The organism is Stenotrophomonas sp. Steno-C15 (assembly GCF_056393265.1).
Genome location: NZ_JBWJPF010000004.1, coordinates 182,193 through 198,134 on the forward strand (window position 1 = coordinate 182,193; position 15,942 = coordinate 198,134).

11 protein-coding genes and 1 tRNA gene are annotated in these 15,942 nt (G+C 68.6%); 8 read left to right on the plus strand and 4 right to left on the minus strand.

Translation table 11 applies throughout. From position 1 onward, the window contains the following. Positions 1-117 precede the first annotated feature (117 nt). Positions 118-193: transfer RNA gene (locus AC06FB_RS05760), tRNA-Ala, on the minus strand. Between the two features lie 252 nt (positions 194-445). On the opposite strand from AC06FB_RS05760, the gene AC06FB_RS05765 reads away from it, so the two are divergent. Continuing rightward, on the plus strand, positions 446-2,740 hold the full coding sequence (locus AC06FB_RS05765; RefSeq protein ID WP_315974026.1) for a TonB-dependent receptor: 2,295 nt from the start codon (positions 446-448) through the stop codon (positions 2,738-2,740). Between the two features lie 67 nt (positions 2,741-2,807). On the opposite strand, the gene rnd is transcribed toward AC06FB_RS05765, so the two are convergent. Next, positions 2,808-3,887, minus strand: a complete 1,080-nt coding sequence (gene rnd / locus AC06FB_RS05770) for a ribonuclease D (RefSeq protein ID WP_053520336.1) — start codon at positions 3,885-3,887, stop codon at positions 2,808-2,810. Between the two features lie 84 nt (positions 3,888-3,971). On the opposite strand from rnd, the gene AC06FB_RS05775 reads away from it, so the two are divergent. Both AC06FB_RS05775 and AC06FB_RS05780 read left to right on the plus strand, forming a co-directional pair. After that, positions 3,972-5,855, plus strand: coding sequence for an SUMF1/EgtB/PvdO family nonheme iron enzyme (locus AC06FB_RS05775; RefSeq protein WP_478053454.1), 1,884 nt, complete (start codon positions 3,972-3,974; stop codon positions 5,853-5,855). Positions 5,856-5,941: 86 nt separating this feature from the next. Next, positions 5,942-6,838 (plus strand): M48 family metallopeptidase, encoded by an 897-nt coding sequence (locus AC06FB_RS05780; RefSeq protein WP_053520218.1) that lies wholly within the window; start codon positions 5,942-5,944, stop codon positions 6,836-6,838. 34 nt (positions 6,839-6,872) lie between these two features. Here AC06FB_RS05780 and xseA read toward each other — a convergent pair whose 3' ends face one another. Together xseA and queG are read right to left on the minus strand one after the other, a co-directional pair. Continuing rightward, positions 6,873-8,213, minus strand: coding sequence for an exodeoxyribonuclease VII large subunit (gene xseA / locus AC06FB_RS05785; protein ID WP_478053455.1), 1,341 nt, complete (start codon positions 8,211-8,213; stop codon positions 6,873-6,875). Positions 8,214-8,282: 69 nt separating this feature from the next. Continuing rightward, positions 8,283-9,359, minus strand: a complete 1,077-nt coding sequence (gene queG, locus AC06FB_RS05790; protein WP_164150595.1) for a tRNA epoxyqueuosine(34) reductase QueG — start codon at positions 9,357-9,359, stop codon at positions 8,283-8,285. Between the two features lie 23 nt (positions 9,360-9,382). On the opposite strand from queG, the gene AC06FB_RS05795 reads away from it, so the two are divergent. The 5 genes from AC06FB_RS05795 (at position 9,383) to AC06FB_RS05815 (ending at position 15,942) form a co-directional block, all read left to right on the plus strand. Beyond that, complete coding sequence (locus AC06FB_RS05795; protein WP_478053456.1) at positions 9,383-10,867, plus strand: NAD(P)H-hydrate dehydratase; 1,485 nt, start codon at positions 9,383-9,385, stop codon at positions 10,865-10,867. Beyond that, the gene (tsaE, locus tag AC06FB_RS05800; RefSeq protein ID WP_065181918.1) at positions 10,864-11,346 is read left to right on the plus strand and encodes a tRNA (adenosine(37)-N6)-threonylcarbamoyltransferase complex ATPase subunit type 1 TsaE; all 483 of its coding nucleotides are present in this window, start codon (positions 10,864-10,866) and stop codon (positions 11,344-11,346) included. The genes AC06FB_RS05795 and tsaE overlap by 4 nt, the downstream gene beginning before the upstream one ends. Positions 11,347-11,428: 82 nt before the next feature. Continuing rightward, positions 11,429-12,973 (plus strand): N-acetylmuramoyl-L-alanine amidase, encoded by a 1,545-nt coding sequence (locus AC06FB_RS05805; RefSeq protein WP_346475811.1) that lies wholly within the window; start codon positions 11,429-11,431, stop codon positions 12,971-12,973. Positions 12,974-13,105: 132 nt separating this feature from the next. Then, entirely contained in the window at positions 13,106-15,001 is a 1,896-nt protein-coding gene (mutL, locus tag AC06FB_RS05810) for a DNA mismatch repair endonuclease MutL (protein WP_478053457.1), read from the plus strand. A gap of 11 nt (positions 15,002-15,012) precedes the next feature. After that, entirely contained in the window at positions 15,013-15,942 is a 930-nt protein-coding gene (locus AC06FB_RS05815) for a DUF1684 domain-containing protein (protein ID WP_193396133.1), read from the plus strand.

Sequence of the window (15,942 nt, forward strand, 5' to 3'; positions counted from 1 at the left end):
GCCACTTACCGCCGGATTCGGCTGGTCTGGGCTGGACTGTGCTGGATACGAAAAAGGCCGGAAAGCCTGTATTTTCAGGTCTTTCCAGCCTTGGTCGCACCGTCTAGGACGGAAATATGGTGGAGCCAAGGAGGATCGAACTCCTGACCTCGTCATTGCGAACGACGCGCTCTCCCAGCTGAGCTATGGCCCCGTAGTGCGGTGTCATTGTATCGCTGGCGGTCGGCCTTGCCAAGCGACGCGCGGCCGTGGCCATAGGCGACTGTGCCGAGTCCGCCGGCTTTCGTGCGATGCCGTTGCGCGAAACGAAATCGTAACAATTTGGAGGATAATCCCCAGTCTGCGCAGCAGTTCCCTTTCTCGCCGCCCGGCCCGCGCAGGCCGCCCGGACGTCTCCTCAGAGCTTTCGATGCCTTCCCATACCGATTCCCGCCGTCTGTCGGGCATGTCGTCTTCCCTCGTTTCCTTCCGTCGCCATCCGCTCGCGCTGGCCTGCGCAGGCCTGGCGCTGGTCGGCAGCTTCGGCGCCGCGGCGCAGGACAGTGCGCCGACCCCCACCGGGCTGGATACCATCACCGTGACCGCCGAACACCGTGAGCAGAACCTGCAGGAGGTGCCGGTGTCGGTGGGCGTCGTGCAGGGCGAGCGCATGCGCGACTTCACCGCCGGCGGCGACGACACCCTGCTGGCGCTGTCCGGCCGCGTGCCGAGCCTGTATGCGGAAACCACCACCGGTCGTATCTTCCCGCGCTTCTACATCCGCGGGCTGGGCAACATCGATTTCTATCTGGGTGCTTCCCAGCCGGTGTCGATCATCCAGGATGACGTGGTGCTGGAGCACGTGGTGCTCAAGTCCAATCCGGTCTACGACGTGGACCAGGTGGAAGTGCTGCGCGGCCCGCAGGGTTCGCTGTTCGGCCGCAACACCACGGCCGGCATCGTCAAGTTCGACACGCTCAAGCCGACGCAGGACTACACCGGCCGCGTCAGCGCCAGCTACGCCAGTTACAACAGCGTGTCGATCGATGGCGGCTTTGGCGGTCCGATCAACGATATCGCCTCGTTCCGCGTGTCGGCCCTGTACCAGCATCGCGACGACTATGTCGACAACACCTACAGCGGCCCGAGTGCGGATGGCACCGTCAGCCCGAAGAAGAACGCCATGGGCGGTTTCGATGACCGCAACGTCCGCGCCCAGCTGCTGCTGACGCCGAGCGAGCAGTTCTCGATCCTGGCCTCGGCACACGCGCGCGATTACGAAGGCACCTCGACCCTGTTCCTGCGCGGCGCGCTGACCAAGGGTTCCAACCGCACCGACGTGCCGCGCGACCAGGTCGCCTACGACGAAGCCGACAACAACCCGCAGGCCTACAAGACCTACGGTGGCTCGGTGAAGGCGCGCTACGACTTCGGCGCGATCGACTTCACTTCGATCACCGCGTACGAAACCACCTCCGGTTACAGCCGTGGCGATACCGATGGCGGTGCTGCGGTGAACTATCCGGTCAACGGCGTGCCCAACGGCTACGGCCAGTCGATGGGCCGGATCCGCGACCTGGACCAGTGGACCCAGGAATTCCGTCTGGCCAGCCATGACGACAGCGCGTTGCAGTGGCAGGCCGGCGCGTTCTATTTCAACGGCAGCGACACCACCGACTTCTACCAGCGTGCCTGGTTCCTGCAGGGCGCTGCGCGCAATCCCAACAACTGGGTACGCCTGCGCAACAAGAACACCTCCTGGGCCGGTTTCGGCCAGCTCAGCTACGCCTTCACCGACAGGTTCACGGTGACCGCCGGCCTGCGCCAGACCCGCGACGAGAAGCACACCCGGCTGCTGAAGACCGCCGACACCGCTGCCGGTGTGGTGACCTACAAGGGCCGCACCGACGTCAGGATGTCCGATACCACGCCCAGCTGGGACCTGAGTGCGATGTACCAGATCACGCCGGACGTCAGCGTCTATGCGAAGGTGGCGCGCGGTTTCCGCGGGCCGACCATCCAGGGCCGTTCGGCCGTGTTCAATGCCGACTTCACCACCGCCGACTCGGAGACCATCCTGTCCTGGGAGGCCGGCGTGAAGAGCAGCCTATGGGACAACCGCCTGCGCCTGAACGCCACCGCGTTCACCTACACCGTCAACGACATCCAGCTCAACGGCAACGATTCGGACGGCAACGGCGTGCTGTTCAACGCAGACAAGGCCAAGGCGTATGGTTTCGAAGCAGACATGGAACTGCGTCCGGTTCCCAACCTGACCCTGAGCGCCGGTGTCAGCCTGCTGCACAGCGAAATCAAGGACAAGCGCGTGTACGCGCAGGTCTGCGGCCTGAATGGCCAGGTGGTGTGCACGGTGGATGATCCGACCATCAAGGTGGGTGCGAACACCTTCGCGCAGATCGACGGCAACCCGTTGCCGAACGCACCGAAGTACAACGTCAACCTGGCCGCACGCTACGATTTCCCGGTCAGCGACGCGGCCACGATGTTCGTGTCCACCGACTGGAACAAGCAGGGCTATACCAGCTTCGTGCTGTATGACAGCAAGGAGTTCAACTCCAAGGGGGACTTCGAGGGCGGCCTGAAGATCGGCTACTCCGGCAACTACGGTGCCTATGAAGTCGCGCTGTTCGCACGCAACATCACCAACGAGAAAAATCTCAAGGGCGTGATCGAGAACTACATGGCCGCGGTGTACAACGAGCCGCGTACCGTGGGCGTGTCGCTGAACATGAACTGGTAATCGAACGGTTGCGGGAAGGGGCGGCCCGGTGATCCTGGCCGCCCCTTTCCGTTGCTGCAGCGGGTTGTCAGCGCACCGGCAGCAATGGCTGCAGGCGCGATTCCAGTGCCTGCTGGCGCCAGCCGGCCAGCGCCGACGGCCACTGGCGGTGCTCCAGGTAGCTTTCCAGGTGCTTGCGCGAGGCCAGTACGCCGTCCGCCAGGCCCAGCTCGCGGCTGCATTCGGCCACGGCGTCCTGCATTTTCTTCAGCGTCTTCTTGCTGCTGTCGGTGGGCTGGGTGGCCAGCGGCGCGTCCTGCTCATCGGCCAGCGGAGTGTCCAGGGCCTGCCACACGGCGGCTGTCAGCTTGCGCGGCGCCTTCGGGAACGGCTCGAACAGCTTGGCGAGCGCGTCGACATCGGCCGGTGGCGAGCGCGCCAGCAGGGCGGCAAGTTCGTTGTCCAGGATCCAGCTGCGCGGCCGGTCGCTCTGGCGTGCCTGCACATCGCGCCAGCGCAGCAGGCGCAGCAGGCGTCGCTGTGCCTCGGCATCGAGGAACTGGGCCGAGCGCATGGACAGGTGCGGCCAGCGGTCCTCATCGTTGGCGACGCTGGCCAACAGGCGTTCAGCGTCGTCGTGCAGCCACTGCTGGCGTCCCATCGCCTGCAGTCTCGCGTCGATCGCGTCATGCAGCGCGAACAGGTGCTCGACGTCATCGGCGGCATACTGCAGCTGCGACTCGGAGAGCGGGCGGCGCATCCAGTCCGAGCGGGTCTCGCCCTTGGCCAGGGTCACGCCGGTGATCTCCTGCACCAGCTTCTGGTAGCCCATGCCGGCACCGATGCCGGCCAGCGCCGCGCCGATCTGGGTATCGAACAGCGGTCGTGGCAGCACGCCGCAGGTCCATTTGAAGGCCACCAGATCCTCGCTGGCGCTGTGCATCACCTTGATGATCGACGTATCGGTCAGCCAGGGGGCCAGTGCTTCGGGCATGCCGGGAATCAGTGGATCGATCAGCAGGATGTCCTCGCCGACCGCCATCTGCACCAGCGCCAGTTGCGGCCAGAAGGTACGTTCACGGATGAATTCGGTGTCCAGGCCGATGCGGGTGGGACGCTGCTGGTAGTACGCATCCAGCTCGGCGGGGGTGGTGATCCAGATTGCCACGGGTCAGGGCCTGCTACTCGGGTTTGCTCAGGCAGGGGAGAATAGCCTAACGTCGGTCCGCGTCCGTGCCGAAGGAGGCTCTGCTTGCGTTTTCCGCTGTCGTCCGCGCTGTGCGCCAGCCTGGCCCTGGCTCTGGTCGCCTGCACCCCGTCACCGCCGACACCGGCAGGCAAGGCCGGCGAGGGTTCCGGCCAGGCGGCATCGCCACCGGCGCCGGAGGATCGGCCGGCGGTGCAGGGCAGCGTGACCATCGCCGGTGAGGATGCCGCCGAAGACGTGCAGCAGTGGACGCCGCCCCGTGTCGATCGGGAGGGGCGCAGCCTGGCGCAGCTGCGCAGGGCCGCCGAGCAGGCGTTTGCCCAGGATCGGCTGTACGAGGATGGCGATGCCGCCATCCCGCTGTGGCTGGCGGTGCAGGAGGAGGTGCCTGACGACCGCCAGGCCCGTGCTGGCCTGCAGCGTGCCCGCCAGCGCCTGCTGCAGCAGACCGACGCCTTGCTGGTGCGGCCGCTGCAGCAGCGCGAGGCGTTGGCCGAAGCGGGACGCCAGGCGCTGGTGTTGCTGACCCTGGCCCCTGACGATGAAAAGGTCCGTGCCCTGCAGGCGCGGGTGGAGACCGCGCAACGCGTGGTGGCCTACAACCGGGCCGGCGAGGAGGACCTGCGCGCGGACCGGATCGGCGAGGACGGTGACGGCGCGATCGGCAGTTTCCGCGAGGCGTTGGCGCTTGACGAGGGCAACCGCCGCGCACGCCAGGGCCTTGCTGCGGCGGAGAGCGGCCTGATCCGGCGTGCCGAGGAGGCCGCCCGCCGCCGTGACTTCGCCAGTGCCGGCACCTGGCTGGCTGAAGCCAGCAAGGTCCGTGATTCCTCGCCGACCATCGCCGACGCCTTCGAGCGCATCGAGCAGATCCGGGCCGACACCCTGGTGCAGCTGCGCGACGAGGGACTGCGCGACCTGGCGACGCCGCAGGGCCTGAAACCAGCGCGCGAGAAGCTGGCCGAAGCACTGCGCATCGCGCTGCCCGGCGACGCGGTCGTGGCGCAGCTGCGCGAGCGCATCGATCTGGCAACCCATTACGGCAGCTTCCGTCCCGGCCAGGTGTTCAGCGACGCGATGCGCGATGGCGGGCGTGGCCCGCAGATGGTGGTGGTGCCGCATGGCGGCTTCCAGATGGGCGCAGGGGATGCCGAGCCCGGCGCCACCGATGCCGAGCGCCCTTCGCATTACGTACGATTTGACCGCGGTTTCGCGATGGCCATCACCGAGGTCACCGTCAGCGATTTCGAGCGCTACGTCAAAGCCACCAATGCCCGCCCACGCGCGACCCGTCGCGGTCATTCGGTGGTCTATGACGAGCGCAGCGGCAACTTCATCCGCCGCAGCGGTGTCGACTGGCGCTCGGATTACGACGGCGCGCGCGCGCTGGGCAACGCGCCTGTGATGCATGTGAGCGTGCGCGACGCGGAAAACTATGCCGCGTGGCTGTCCGAGCAGACCGGCTACAGCTACCGGCTGCCCAGCGAGGCCGAATTCGAGTACGCGCTGCGCGCCGGCAGCAGCGGCCGTTATCCCTGGGGGGATACAGGCACGCCCCCGCCGGGCAGCGGCAACTTCACCGGCAGCAAGGATGTCTCGCCGTCTGGCCGGCATTGGCACAACGCGTTCATCGGCTATGGCGATGGCTGGTGGGGCCCGGCGCCGGTGGCGAACTTCCGGGCCAACGCGTTCGGCCTGCACGACATGGCCGGCAATCTCAGCGAATGGGTGGCCGACTGCTGGCATTCCAGCTACCGGCGTGCGCCCTCCGACGGCGTGGCCTGGTTCAACCCGGGTTGCCGGGCGCGGGTGATCCGCGGAGGCAACTGGGCGAACTCTCCCGAGCAGACCCGGGCGGCCTGGCGGCAGTCGCAGGACTCGGACACCACCAACGCCCGCATCGGGTTCCGCCTGGTACGCGGCATCTGAGCGGCCGGCTTCACCCGGCGCGGGCTCCGGCACACTAAGATTGCGCCGTGCCCGCCGGCCGGCGGGGCCAGCCGGAAGACCACTGCATGCGCAACGACCCATTTTCCCGCTCGCCGCAGGGCCCGCAGCGGCGTGGCCTGTTCGGCAACATCCGCTGGTGGGTACTGCTGCTGGCGGCGGGTTACGCGGCCTTTTACTGGTTTTCGAACCGGACGGTCGATCCCTATACCGGCGAGAAGGTCATGATCGACAGCAGCCTGGATGCCCAGCAGGAAACCGCGCTGGGCCTGCAGGCCTACCAGCAGATCCTGGCGCAGGAGCGGCCACTGGACCCGAACGCGCAGATCTCGCGTGACGTGCGTGCGATTGCCGAGCGGTTGATCGCCAAGGTCGATGTGGTGGAGACCGCATTGGCGCGGGAGCATGGCGTGGAGCCGGCCCATTTCGCACGCAGCTTCCAGTGGGAGGTGAACGTGATCCCCTCCGAGCAGGCCAACGCCTTCTGCCTGCCGGGCGGGAAGATGGCGGTCTATACCGGTCTGGTGCCGGTGGCGCGGACCAAGGATGCGATGGCGGTGGTGATGGGGCATGAGATCGCCCATGCGCTGCTGCGCCATGGAGCGCAGCGCATGGCACAGCAGAAGCTGACCCAGATCGGGCAGATGGCCGGGGCTGCCAGTGGCATGGATGCGCAGCAGCAGCAGATGGTGATGTCGGCGATGGGTTATGGCTATCTGCTGCCCTACGCACGCAGCCACGAGACCCAGGCCGATGAGGTGGGGCTGATGCTGGCTGCGGCTGCCTGTTTCGATCCGCGCGAAGCGGTGCCGCTGTGGCAGCGGATGGGCCAGGCCAGTGGTGGTCAGTCGCCGCCGGAGTTTGCCTCCACCCATCCCAACCCGGGAACCCGGATCCAGAATCTGCAGGCCCTGATGCCGAAGGCGCTGGAGTACCGGAAGCAGTTCTGCGAGGCGGCCAGGTAGGAAGGCGCACGCCGGGCTGCGCCTTGGCCCCCGCTTACCTGACCGAGGTGACCTGCACGTCGATGACGCCGTCGCCCACGCGTGCCTGCAGTGCGTCGCCGGGCTGGACCTGTTCAACCTGTCGTACCAGTGCACCATCATCGGCACGGGTCACGATGCTGTAACCGCGTGCCACCGTGGCCAATGGACTGACCGCTTCCAGGGACCGGGCCAGGCCGCGCAGGCGCAGCGCATCGCGTTGCAGCAGCCGCTGCATCGCTGCATGGGGGCGTCCGCGCAGGGCCGACAGGCGACGCTGCATCGCGTCCAGCTGGCGCTGCGGATGATGGCCACGCAGCACCGCGGCAGCATGGCGCAGGCGCGCGGCACGGCGCTCCTGCTGCTGGTTGAAGGCCGCGTGCAGCCGCCGGCCCAGCTCCAGCTGACGGCGCCGCAACAGGCCCAGCCGGGCCTGCGGACTCTGCGCATTCAATCGCAACAGCGCACGGTCGGCGCGCTGCATGGCCTGTCCTACCGCGTGGCGCTGCAGCTGTGCCAGCCGCGCGGCATTGCGGCGCAGGCGCAGGGCCAGGTCACGCTGGTCGGGGACCAGCAACTCGGCCGCCACCGAAGGTGTCGGCGCGCGCAGGTCAGCGGCAAAATCACTCAGGCTGAAGTCGGTCTCGTGGCCGACGGCCGACACGACCGGCGTATCGCTGGCGGCGATCGCGCGCGCCAGCGCTTCGTCGTTGAACGCCCATAGATCTTCCAGTGAACCGCCGCCGCGGGTCAGCAGGATCACGTCGTAGCGACCACTGGCATCGGCTGCCTGCAGCAGGCGGGTGATCTGCGCGGCGGCGCTGGAGCCCTGCACCAGGGTCGGCAGCAGGTCCACCTCCAGCAGCGGGAAACGACGGCCCAGTACGCTCAGCACATCGCGCACGGCGGCGCCGGTCTGCGAGGTGATCACCGCCAGCCGCCGCACATGCGCGGGCAGCGCCCGCTTGCGTGCAGGATCGAACAGGCCTTCGGCGTCCAAGCGCGCCTTCAGCTCCTCGAACGCCCGCCGCAGCGCGCCTTCACCGGCCTCCTCCATGTGGTCGAGCACCATCTGGTACTCGCCGCGTGCGTCGTACAGGGTCACCCGGCCACGCACCAGCACGCGCATGCCCTCGCGCGGTACGAACTTCAGGTACTGCGCCTTCATCCGGAACATCGCCGCACGCAGCTGTGCCCGTGCGTCCTTCAGGGTGAAGTACAGGTGCCCGGACGCAGGGCGGGCCACACTCCCCAGTTCGGCTTCGACCCAGATCGCCGGGAAGCTGCCTTCCAGCAGGTCGCGCGCCAGCGTGTTGAGCTGGCTGGGAGTGAGAATGTCGGTGTTGCGTGGCTGCATGGGTACGGCGCGCTGCGGGTGGAGCGGGCACTCAGGATCGCACGTTGGCGCGCGCCGGGCACGCCCGGCTCAGGTCGTGCGGTGCTGTGCCAGCGCCCACTGCACGTGCTCGCGCACCAGCGGCGAGGGATCATCGATGCGGGTCTGCAGTGCGGCCAGGGTCTGCGGCGCTGTCGGCGCGTTGCCCAGTGCCACAGCGATGTTGCGCAGCCAGCGCTCATGGCCGCTGCGACGGATCGGGCTGCCTTCGGTGCGGCGCAGGAACTCCGCCTCGTCCCAGGCGAACAGCTGATCCAGGCGCGCGGTGTCCAGGTTGTTGCGTGCGCGGAAATCGGCTTCATCGGTGCGCTTGGCAAACTTGTTCCACGGGCAGACCAGCTGGCAGTCGTCGCAGCCGTAGATGCGATTGCCGATCAGCGGGCGCATGTCCTCGGGGATCGCGCCGTCATGCTCGATGGTCAGATAGGAAATGCAGCGGCGCGCATCCAGCCGCTGCGGGCTGGTGATGGCGCGCGTGGGGCAGATGTCGATGCAGCGCGTGCAGGTGCCGCAGTGCGCAGTGGCGGGCGCGTCGACCGGCAACGGCAGGTCGATGTAGATCTCGCCGATGAAGAACCATGAGCCCCCCTGGCGATCGATCAGGCAGGTGTGCTTGCCGATCCAGCCGAGCCCGGCGTTGCGGGCCAGGGCCCGTTCCAGCACCGGTGCCGAATCGACGAAAACGCGGTAGCCCAGTGGCGCGACTTCATCGTTGATCCGCGCAGCGAGCTTCTGCAGGCGGTTGCGCATCAGCTTGTGGTAGTCGCGCCCCAGCGCGTAGCGCGCCACGTAGGCGCGGCCGGGATCGGCCAGGGTCGCCCAGGCTTCGGTATCGTCGCGGTGGCTGTAGTCCATGCCCACGGAAATGACCCGCACCGTGCCCGGCAGCAGTTCCGCCGGGCGTGCGCGCAGCGTGCCGTGGCGTGCCATCCAGTCCATGGTCCCGTACAGGCCCTGGCCCAGCCAGTCGGCCAGGTGTGCCTCGTCCTCGCCCAGCTCGATGCCGGCAATGCCGCAGCGCTGGAAACCGTGTGCACGGGCCAGTTCGCGGATGCGCTGCACGGCCTGGACCGGGTCGGCTGGGGCAGGGGCGGGGACGGAGGACATGTGCACCAGTATAAAATCCCGGCATGCCCGATCTCTCTCTTCTGTTCGACACCGCTGCTGCGCGCGCGCTGGACGCCCGCGCGTCGGCGCTTGCCGGTGATGGTGGCTGGAGCCTGATGGCGCAGGCTGGCCTGGCGGGCTGGCAGTGCCTGCTGCAGCAATGGCCGGATGCCCGCAGTCTGTATGTGGTGGCTGGCGCCGGTAACAACGGCGGCGATGGCTACGTACTGGCGACCCATGCGCTGCAGGCGGGCCGCCAGGTGCAGGTGATCACCCTGCCGGGCAGGCTGCCCGCCACGCCGCTGGCGCAGCAGGCGGCGGCCGCATTCGCTGCCGCCGGCGGCAGCAGCATCGAGTTCGACGGCCAGCTGCCGGTCGCCGACGTCGGCGTGGATGCGCTGTTCGGTCTCGGCCTGGATCGGGCCCCGGCCGGCATGGCGCAGGCGCTGATCGAAGCACTCAATGCCTCTCCGGCGCCGGTGCTGGCACTGGATGTACCCAGCGGTGTCGATGCCGATCAGGGCGGCGTGCCCGGCGTTGCGGTGCGCGCGGCGGTCACCCTGCAGTTCATTGTCTGCCACCGGGGCCTGTACACCGGCGACGCGCTGGATCATGTCGGCCAGCGTCGGCTGGCGCCGTTGGACCTGCCGCAGGCGGCGCGGGAAGGCATCGCGGCCAGCGCGGAACGCTGGGTCGGCGACCGTCTGCGGGCGCTGCTGCCGCCGCGCCGGGCCAATACCCACAAGGGCGAGTCCGGGCATGTGCTGTGTGTGGGCGGCAACCACGGCAGTGGCGGCGCAGCGGTGATGGCGGCCGAGGCCGCACTGCGTGCCGGTGCCGGACTGCTCAGTGTCGGCACCCGTCGTGAGCATGTGGGGGCGATGCTTGCGCGCCTGCCCGAGGCGATGGCGCATGCGCTGGAAGATGGCGCGGCGTTGCCTGCGCTGCTGGACCGCGCACGGGTCGTTGCGATCGGGCCGGGCCTTGGCCAGGACGACTGGGCGCGTGCGCTGCATGCCAGCGTGCTCGCCTGCGGGCGTCCGATGGTGATAGACGCCGATGCCCTGAATCTGCTGGCGCAGAACCCGCACGCGGTGCCTGATGCCATCCTGACGCCGCATCCGGGAGAGGCTGCACGCCTGCTGGGCTGCAGTACCGCCGAGGTACAGGCCGATCGCTTCGGCAGCGCGCAGGCGCTGGCCGAGCGCTATCACGCCACGGTGGTGCTGAAGGGTGCCGGCAGTGTAGTCGCGGCACCTGCGCGGCTGCCGCGGCTGATCGCGGCCGGCAATCCGGGCATGGCGGTCGGCGGCATGGGAGATCTGCTGACCGGCGTCATTGCTGGACTGCGCGCGCAGGGATTGGACGCATTCGATGCCGCAGCAGGCGGCGCCCTGTTGCACGCGCTTGCCGGCGACGCCGCTGCCATCGACGGCGCGCGTGGTCTGCTTCCCACCGACCTGCTGGCGCCCCTGCGGCGGCTGGCCAATCCGGAACGCTCCCCATGAACGAATACTTCCTTGCCGACAGCGATGCCACCGAACGTCTCGGGCAGTGGCTGGCGGCCACGCGACCGCCGCAGGCGTTGATCGAGCTGCGCGGCGACCTCGGCGCCGGCAAATCCACCACCGCGCGTGCGCTGCTGCGTGCGCTGGGCGTGCAGGGTGCGATCCGCAGCCCAACTTACACCCTGGTCGAGCGCTATCCGCTGGCCAGTGGTGGCGAGGCGTGGCATCTGGACCTGTACCGCATCGGCCAGGCCGGGGAACTGGATTTCCTGGGCCTGGACGAGGGCAGTGCGGTGCTGTGGCTGGTCGAGTGGCCGGAACGGGGGGCGGGCGCATTGCCGCCGACGGACCTGGTCGTGGCGCTGGAGATCGAGGGCCAGGGGCGCCGGGCGCGTCTCAGTGGGCTCAGCGACGCTGGCCGGGAATGGCTGCAGCGGCTGGCCGAAGGCGGAGACTTGCGGCCTGTTTCTGTCGCCTGACGAGAACAAAGATCGGCAGGTTACGGATTATTAAGGAAAAAGGTATTGCATTCCGTTCAGCGCGGTGATTGAATCCTGAGCCATGCGCCTGGGGAACCGTCTCATCGCCATCTGTGCCGCCGTCGGACTGGGTCTGGCGTGCCTCAGCGCGTGGGCGGGTGAAGTCCGCCAGGTACAGCTGAATACAGGTTCCACCGGCACCCGCGCGGAAATCTCTCTGGTTGGCAGTGGCGGCTACAAGACGCTGTCGCTGGCCAACCCGAACCGACTGGTGGTCGATTTCCCGGACTCCACTGCCGTGCGCAACCTGAAGATGCCGGCTGCGCAGGGCGTGGTGACGGCAGTGCGCACCGGACAACCGGTTCCGGGCACCTTCCGTGTTGTTTTCGATCTTGCGGAATCCGTGGCGCCGTTCCGCCCGCAGATGCAGCGCGAAGGAGAGGCGTCGAAGCTGGTGATCGAATGGCCGGGTGACAGCCCGGGCGTGGCCGCTGCGGCGCCGGCGCCGGCTCCGGTTGCCACGACCACGCAGACGACGGCACCCAGCATGCAGACGCGCAGCGACGCCGCCCGCGCTACCGCGTTGTTGACCGCGCAGGTGCAGCAGCAGGCCAGCGCCACGGCTGCCGCCCCGGCCGCGCCCACGCCGGCGCCGTCCACCGCGCCCGTGCAGGTGGCCGCTGCGGGCACCAGCGCCAGCAGCACCCCGCCGGCATCGTCGCCCGCGGCGATCCTGGCCGGCCAGCGCACCGCTGCGGTGGTGAGCAATCCGCCAGCCCCGGCACCGGTACCGGCATCGCCGCCGCCCGAACCGCCGCGTCCGGCGATGCCCAGCGACGCTTCGCGCATCCGCATGCAGCCTGGCATGCGTCACCTGGTGGTGGCGATCGATCCCGGCCACGGCGGACAGGATCCGGGCGCGATCGGGCCCACCGGCAAGCGCGAGAAAGACGTCACCCTGGCGGTGGCGCGTGAGCTGGCCCGTCAGGTCAACGCCACGCCGGGCCTGAAAGCTTATCTGACCCGCGACAGCGACGTGTTCATCCCGCTGCCGATGCGCGCACAGAAGGCCCGCGCGAACAAGGCTGACATCTTCATCTCGATTCATGCGGACGCCGCCGAGAACCGCTCGGCGACCGGTTCATCGGTGTACGTGCTGTCCACCAAGGGTGCCTCGTCGCAGCGTGCGCGCTGGCTGGCGGACAAGGAAAACGCCGCCGATCTGGTCGGTGGCGTGCGCCTGCAGCAGACCGAAGGCACGCTGGCCAACGTTCTGCTCGATCTGGCGCAGAGCGGTTACATGAAGGCCTCCGAGGATGCGGCCGGCCACGTACTGGGTGGACTGAAGCGGATCGGCAACAACCACAAGCCAAACATCGAGCGCGCCAACTTCGCGGTGCTGCGCACCTCGGACATGCCGGCGATGCTGGTGGAAACCGCCTTCATCTCCAATCCGGACGAGGAGCGCCGCCTGATCGACCCGGGCTACCAGCGCAAGATCGCCGGTGCGGTGCTCGATGGCGTGCACACGTTCTTCAGCCGGCAGCCGCCGCCGGGGACGCTCTACGCGGCCCGCGCACAGGCCGAGATCGACGCGGCCGCCACCATGGCCGGCGGCAGCAAGTAGGCCACACCCTGTTTGACCGGCCATGCCTGGGGCGTGGCGCATCATCGGCATCGCACAGGTGATCCGGGCTCGACTCTCCACGCGGTACGTCCGCTATCATCGGCGCATGAAGTCTGCTGCCTACCTTGCCCCATGAGCGCGCCCGGCCCGCGCCCGATCCGGCCCTTGCCGGACATCCTGATCAACCAGATCGCCGCCGGCGAGGTGGTCGAGCGCCCCGCGTCAGTGGTCAAGGAACTGGTCGAGAATGCGATCGATGCCGGCGCCAGCCGTGTCGACATCGACCTGGAAGAAGGCGGCGTGCGCCTGATCCGCATCCGCGACAACGGCAGTGGCATCGCAGCGGAGCAGCTGCCATTGGCCGTCTCGCGGCACGCCACCAGCAAGATCGCCAACCTGGACGATCTGGAGTCGGTGGGCACGCTCGGGTTCCGCGGCGAAGCGCTGCCATCGATCGCGTCGGTCAGTCGCTTCACCCTGGCGTCGCGCCGCGCAGATGACGAGCACGGTTCCGCGCTGCAGATCGATGGCGGCAAGATCGGCGAGGTCACGCCGCGCGCGCACGCACCGGGTACCACGGTGGAAGTGCGCGAGCTGTTCTACAACGTGCCCGCGCGACGCAAGTTCCTGCGCGCCGAGCGCACCGAACTGGGGCACATCGAAGAATGGCTGCGCTCGCTGGCGCTGGCGCGGCCGGACGTCGAGCTGCGGGTCTCGCACAATGGCAAGGCATCACGCCGCTACAAGCCGGGTGACCTGTATTCGGACGCGCGCCTGTCCGAGACACTGGGCGATGATTTCGCGCTGCAGGCGGTGCGCGTGGACCACAGCGGCGCGGGCCTGCGCCTGCACGGCTGGATCGCGCAGCCGCATTATTCGCGGGCCAGTACCGACCAGCAGTACCTGTACGTCAACGGCCGTTCGGTGCGCGACCGCAGCGTTGCCCACGCGGTGAAGATGGCCTACGGCGATGTGCTGTTCCATGGCCGGCAGCCGGCCTACGTGCTGTTCCTGGAACTCGACCCCACGCGCGTTGACGTCAACGTGCATCCGGCCAAGCACGAAGTGCGTTTCCGTGATGCGCGGCTGGTCCATGATTTCGTCTACCGCACGCTGAAGGACGCGCTGGCCGATACCCGAGCCGGCGTGTCGGCGCAGGAGATCGGTGCAGGTGCCGGGCAGGCAGCGGACGCCGGGGCAGCAGCGGCGGCATCGACCGTGGGCGCGTCCGGATTCGGTCTGGTCCGTGGTCCTGCTCCGGGGGCGGGCGGCGGTGGCGGATATCAGGGATGGCGCCCGCAGCAGCCGCTGGGCCTGCAGGTTGCCGATGCGCCGGCCGCCTACGCTGCGCTCTATGCCACGCCTGCTGCAGGCGAAGGCGGCACCGCGCAGCCTGCGATGCCGAGCGGAAACGGCCTGCCGGACACCCGTGCAGACGCGGGCGTGCCGCCCCTGGGCTATGCGATCGCGCAGCTGCACGGCATCTACATCCTGGCCGAGAATGCCGAAGGCCTGATCGTGGTCGACATGCACGCGGCGCACGAACGCATCGGCTACGAGCGGCTGAAGAACGCGCACGATGGTATCGGCCTGCAGTCGCAGCCATTGCTGGTGCCGATCACGCTGGCGGTGGGCGAACGCGAAGCGGATACCGCAGAGAGCGAGGCGGCGACGCTGGCCGCGCTTGGTTTCGAGGTGACGCGGGCCGGCCCGGGCTCGCTGCATGTGCGCAGCATTCCCGCGCTGCTGGCCCACGCCGAGCCGGAGGGGCTGCTGCGCGATGTGCTGACCGACCTGCGTGAGCACGGCCAGAGCCGCCGCGTAGCGAGCGCGCGCGATGAACTGCTGTCGACCATGGCCTGCCATGGCGCTGTGCGTGCCAATCGCCGGCTGACGGTGCCGGAAATGAACGCCCTGCTGCGCGACATGGAGATCACCGAGCGATCCGGCCAGTGCAACCACGGCCGGCCGACCTGGGCCCGTTTTTCGCTGGCGGAGATCGACCGCTGGTTCCTGCGCGGACGTTGAGGGGAGCATCGATGGCGTATCGGGGAATGGGCGGCCTGCTGGCTGTCTTGTTGCTGGCAGCCTGCAGCCCGGCGCCGCCGCCGGCGCCTGCGGTGGTGGAAGATCCGGCATACGCCGCCGCGCAGCAGCAATGGCGCGTGGCGCGTTATCAGGACCTGACACGGCCTGATGGCTGGACGGCGCTGGTCGGTCTGCACTGGCTGCAGAACAGCTCGCACTTCGTTGGCAGCGGTGCCACCAATGGCATCCGCCTGGCAGTGGGGCCGGACAAGCTCGGCCTGCTGCGGCGCGAGGGCCGGCAATGGTGGTTCACGCCGGAAGCCGGGGCGGAGCTCACTCACAATGGCCAGCCGGTGAAGGGGCGCATCCGCATGGATACCGACAAGGATCCGCAGCCTACCCTGCTTGCCTTCGACGGTGGCAAGGGCCAGCTCAGCCTGATCCGGCGTGGTCCGCGCGATGCGCTGAGGGTCAAGCATGCCGATGCGCCTGCACGCCGGGACTTCGCCGGCCTGCAGTACTGGCCGGGAGGGCCCGACTGGCAGGTGCAGGCGCGCTTCGTTGCGCACGCACCGGGCAAGACCTTGCCGATCGTCGACATCACCGGACTGACCACCGATATGCCCAATGCCGGTGCGGTCGAGTTTGAGCGTGATGGCCGGACCTGGCGGCTGGAGGCGATCGGTGCCCCCGGCGAGCCCCTGTTCCTGATTTTCGCGGACCGCACCAGCGGCCGCGGCAGCTATCCCGCTGGCCGCTATCTGGATACCGGCGCCCCCGGCGCCGATGGCCGCGTGCTCATCGATTTCAACCACGCCTACAACCCGCCCTGCGCGTTCACGCCCTACGCGACCTGTCCGTTGGCACCGCCGGAGAACCGGCTGGACCTTCGCGTGGACGCGGGCGAAAAGGCCTACCACCTGCCTGAAGGAGAAGGCTGA

What these genes read in the sequence shown, in the direction of transcription:
- tsaE (WP_065181918.1), top strand. Translation starts at nt 10,864, where the DNA reads ATGAACGAATACTTCCTTGCCGACAGCGATGCCACCGAACGTCTCGGG.
- AC06FB_RS05795 (WP_478053456.1), top strand. Translation starts at nt 9,383, where the DNA reads ATGCCCGATCTCTCTCTTCTGTTCGACACCGCTGCTGCGCGCGCGCTG.
- AC06FB_RS05815 (WP_193396133.1), top strand. Translation starts at nt 15,013, where the DNA reads ATGGCGTATCGGGGAATGGGCGGCCTGCTGGCTGTCTTGTTGCTGGCA.
- AC06FB_RS05805 (WP_346475811.1), top strand. Translation starts at nt 11,429, where the DNA reads ATGCGCCTGGGGAACCGTCTCATCGCCATCTGTGCCGCCGTCGGACTG.
- AC06FB_RS05765 (WP_315974026.1), top strand. Translation starts at nt 446, where the DNA reads ATGTCGTCTTCCCTCGTTTCCTTCCGTCGCCATCCGCTCGCGCTGGCC.
- xseA (WP_478053455.1), bottom strand. Translation starts at nt 8,213, where the DNA reads ATGCAGCCACGCAACACCGACATTCTCACTCCCAGCCAGCTCAACACG.
- queG (WP_164150595.1), bottom strand. Translation starts at nt 9,359, where the DNA reads ATGTCCTCCGTCCCCGCCCCTGCCCCAGCCGACCCGGTCCAGGCCGTG.
- mutL (WP_478053457.1), top strand. Translation starts at nt 13,106, where the DNA reads ATGAGCGCGCCCGGCCCGCGCCCGATCCGGCCCTTGCCGGACATCCTG.
- AC06FB_RS05780 (WP_053520218.1), top strand. Translation starts at nt 5,942, where the DNA reads ATGCGCAACGACCCATTTTCCCGCTCGCCGCAGGGCCCGCAGCGGCGT.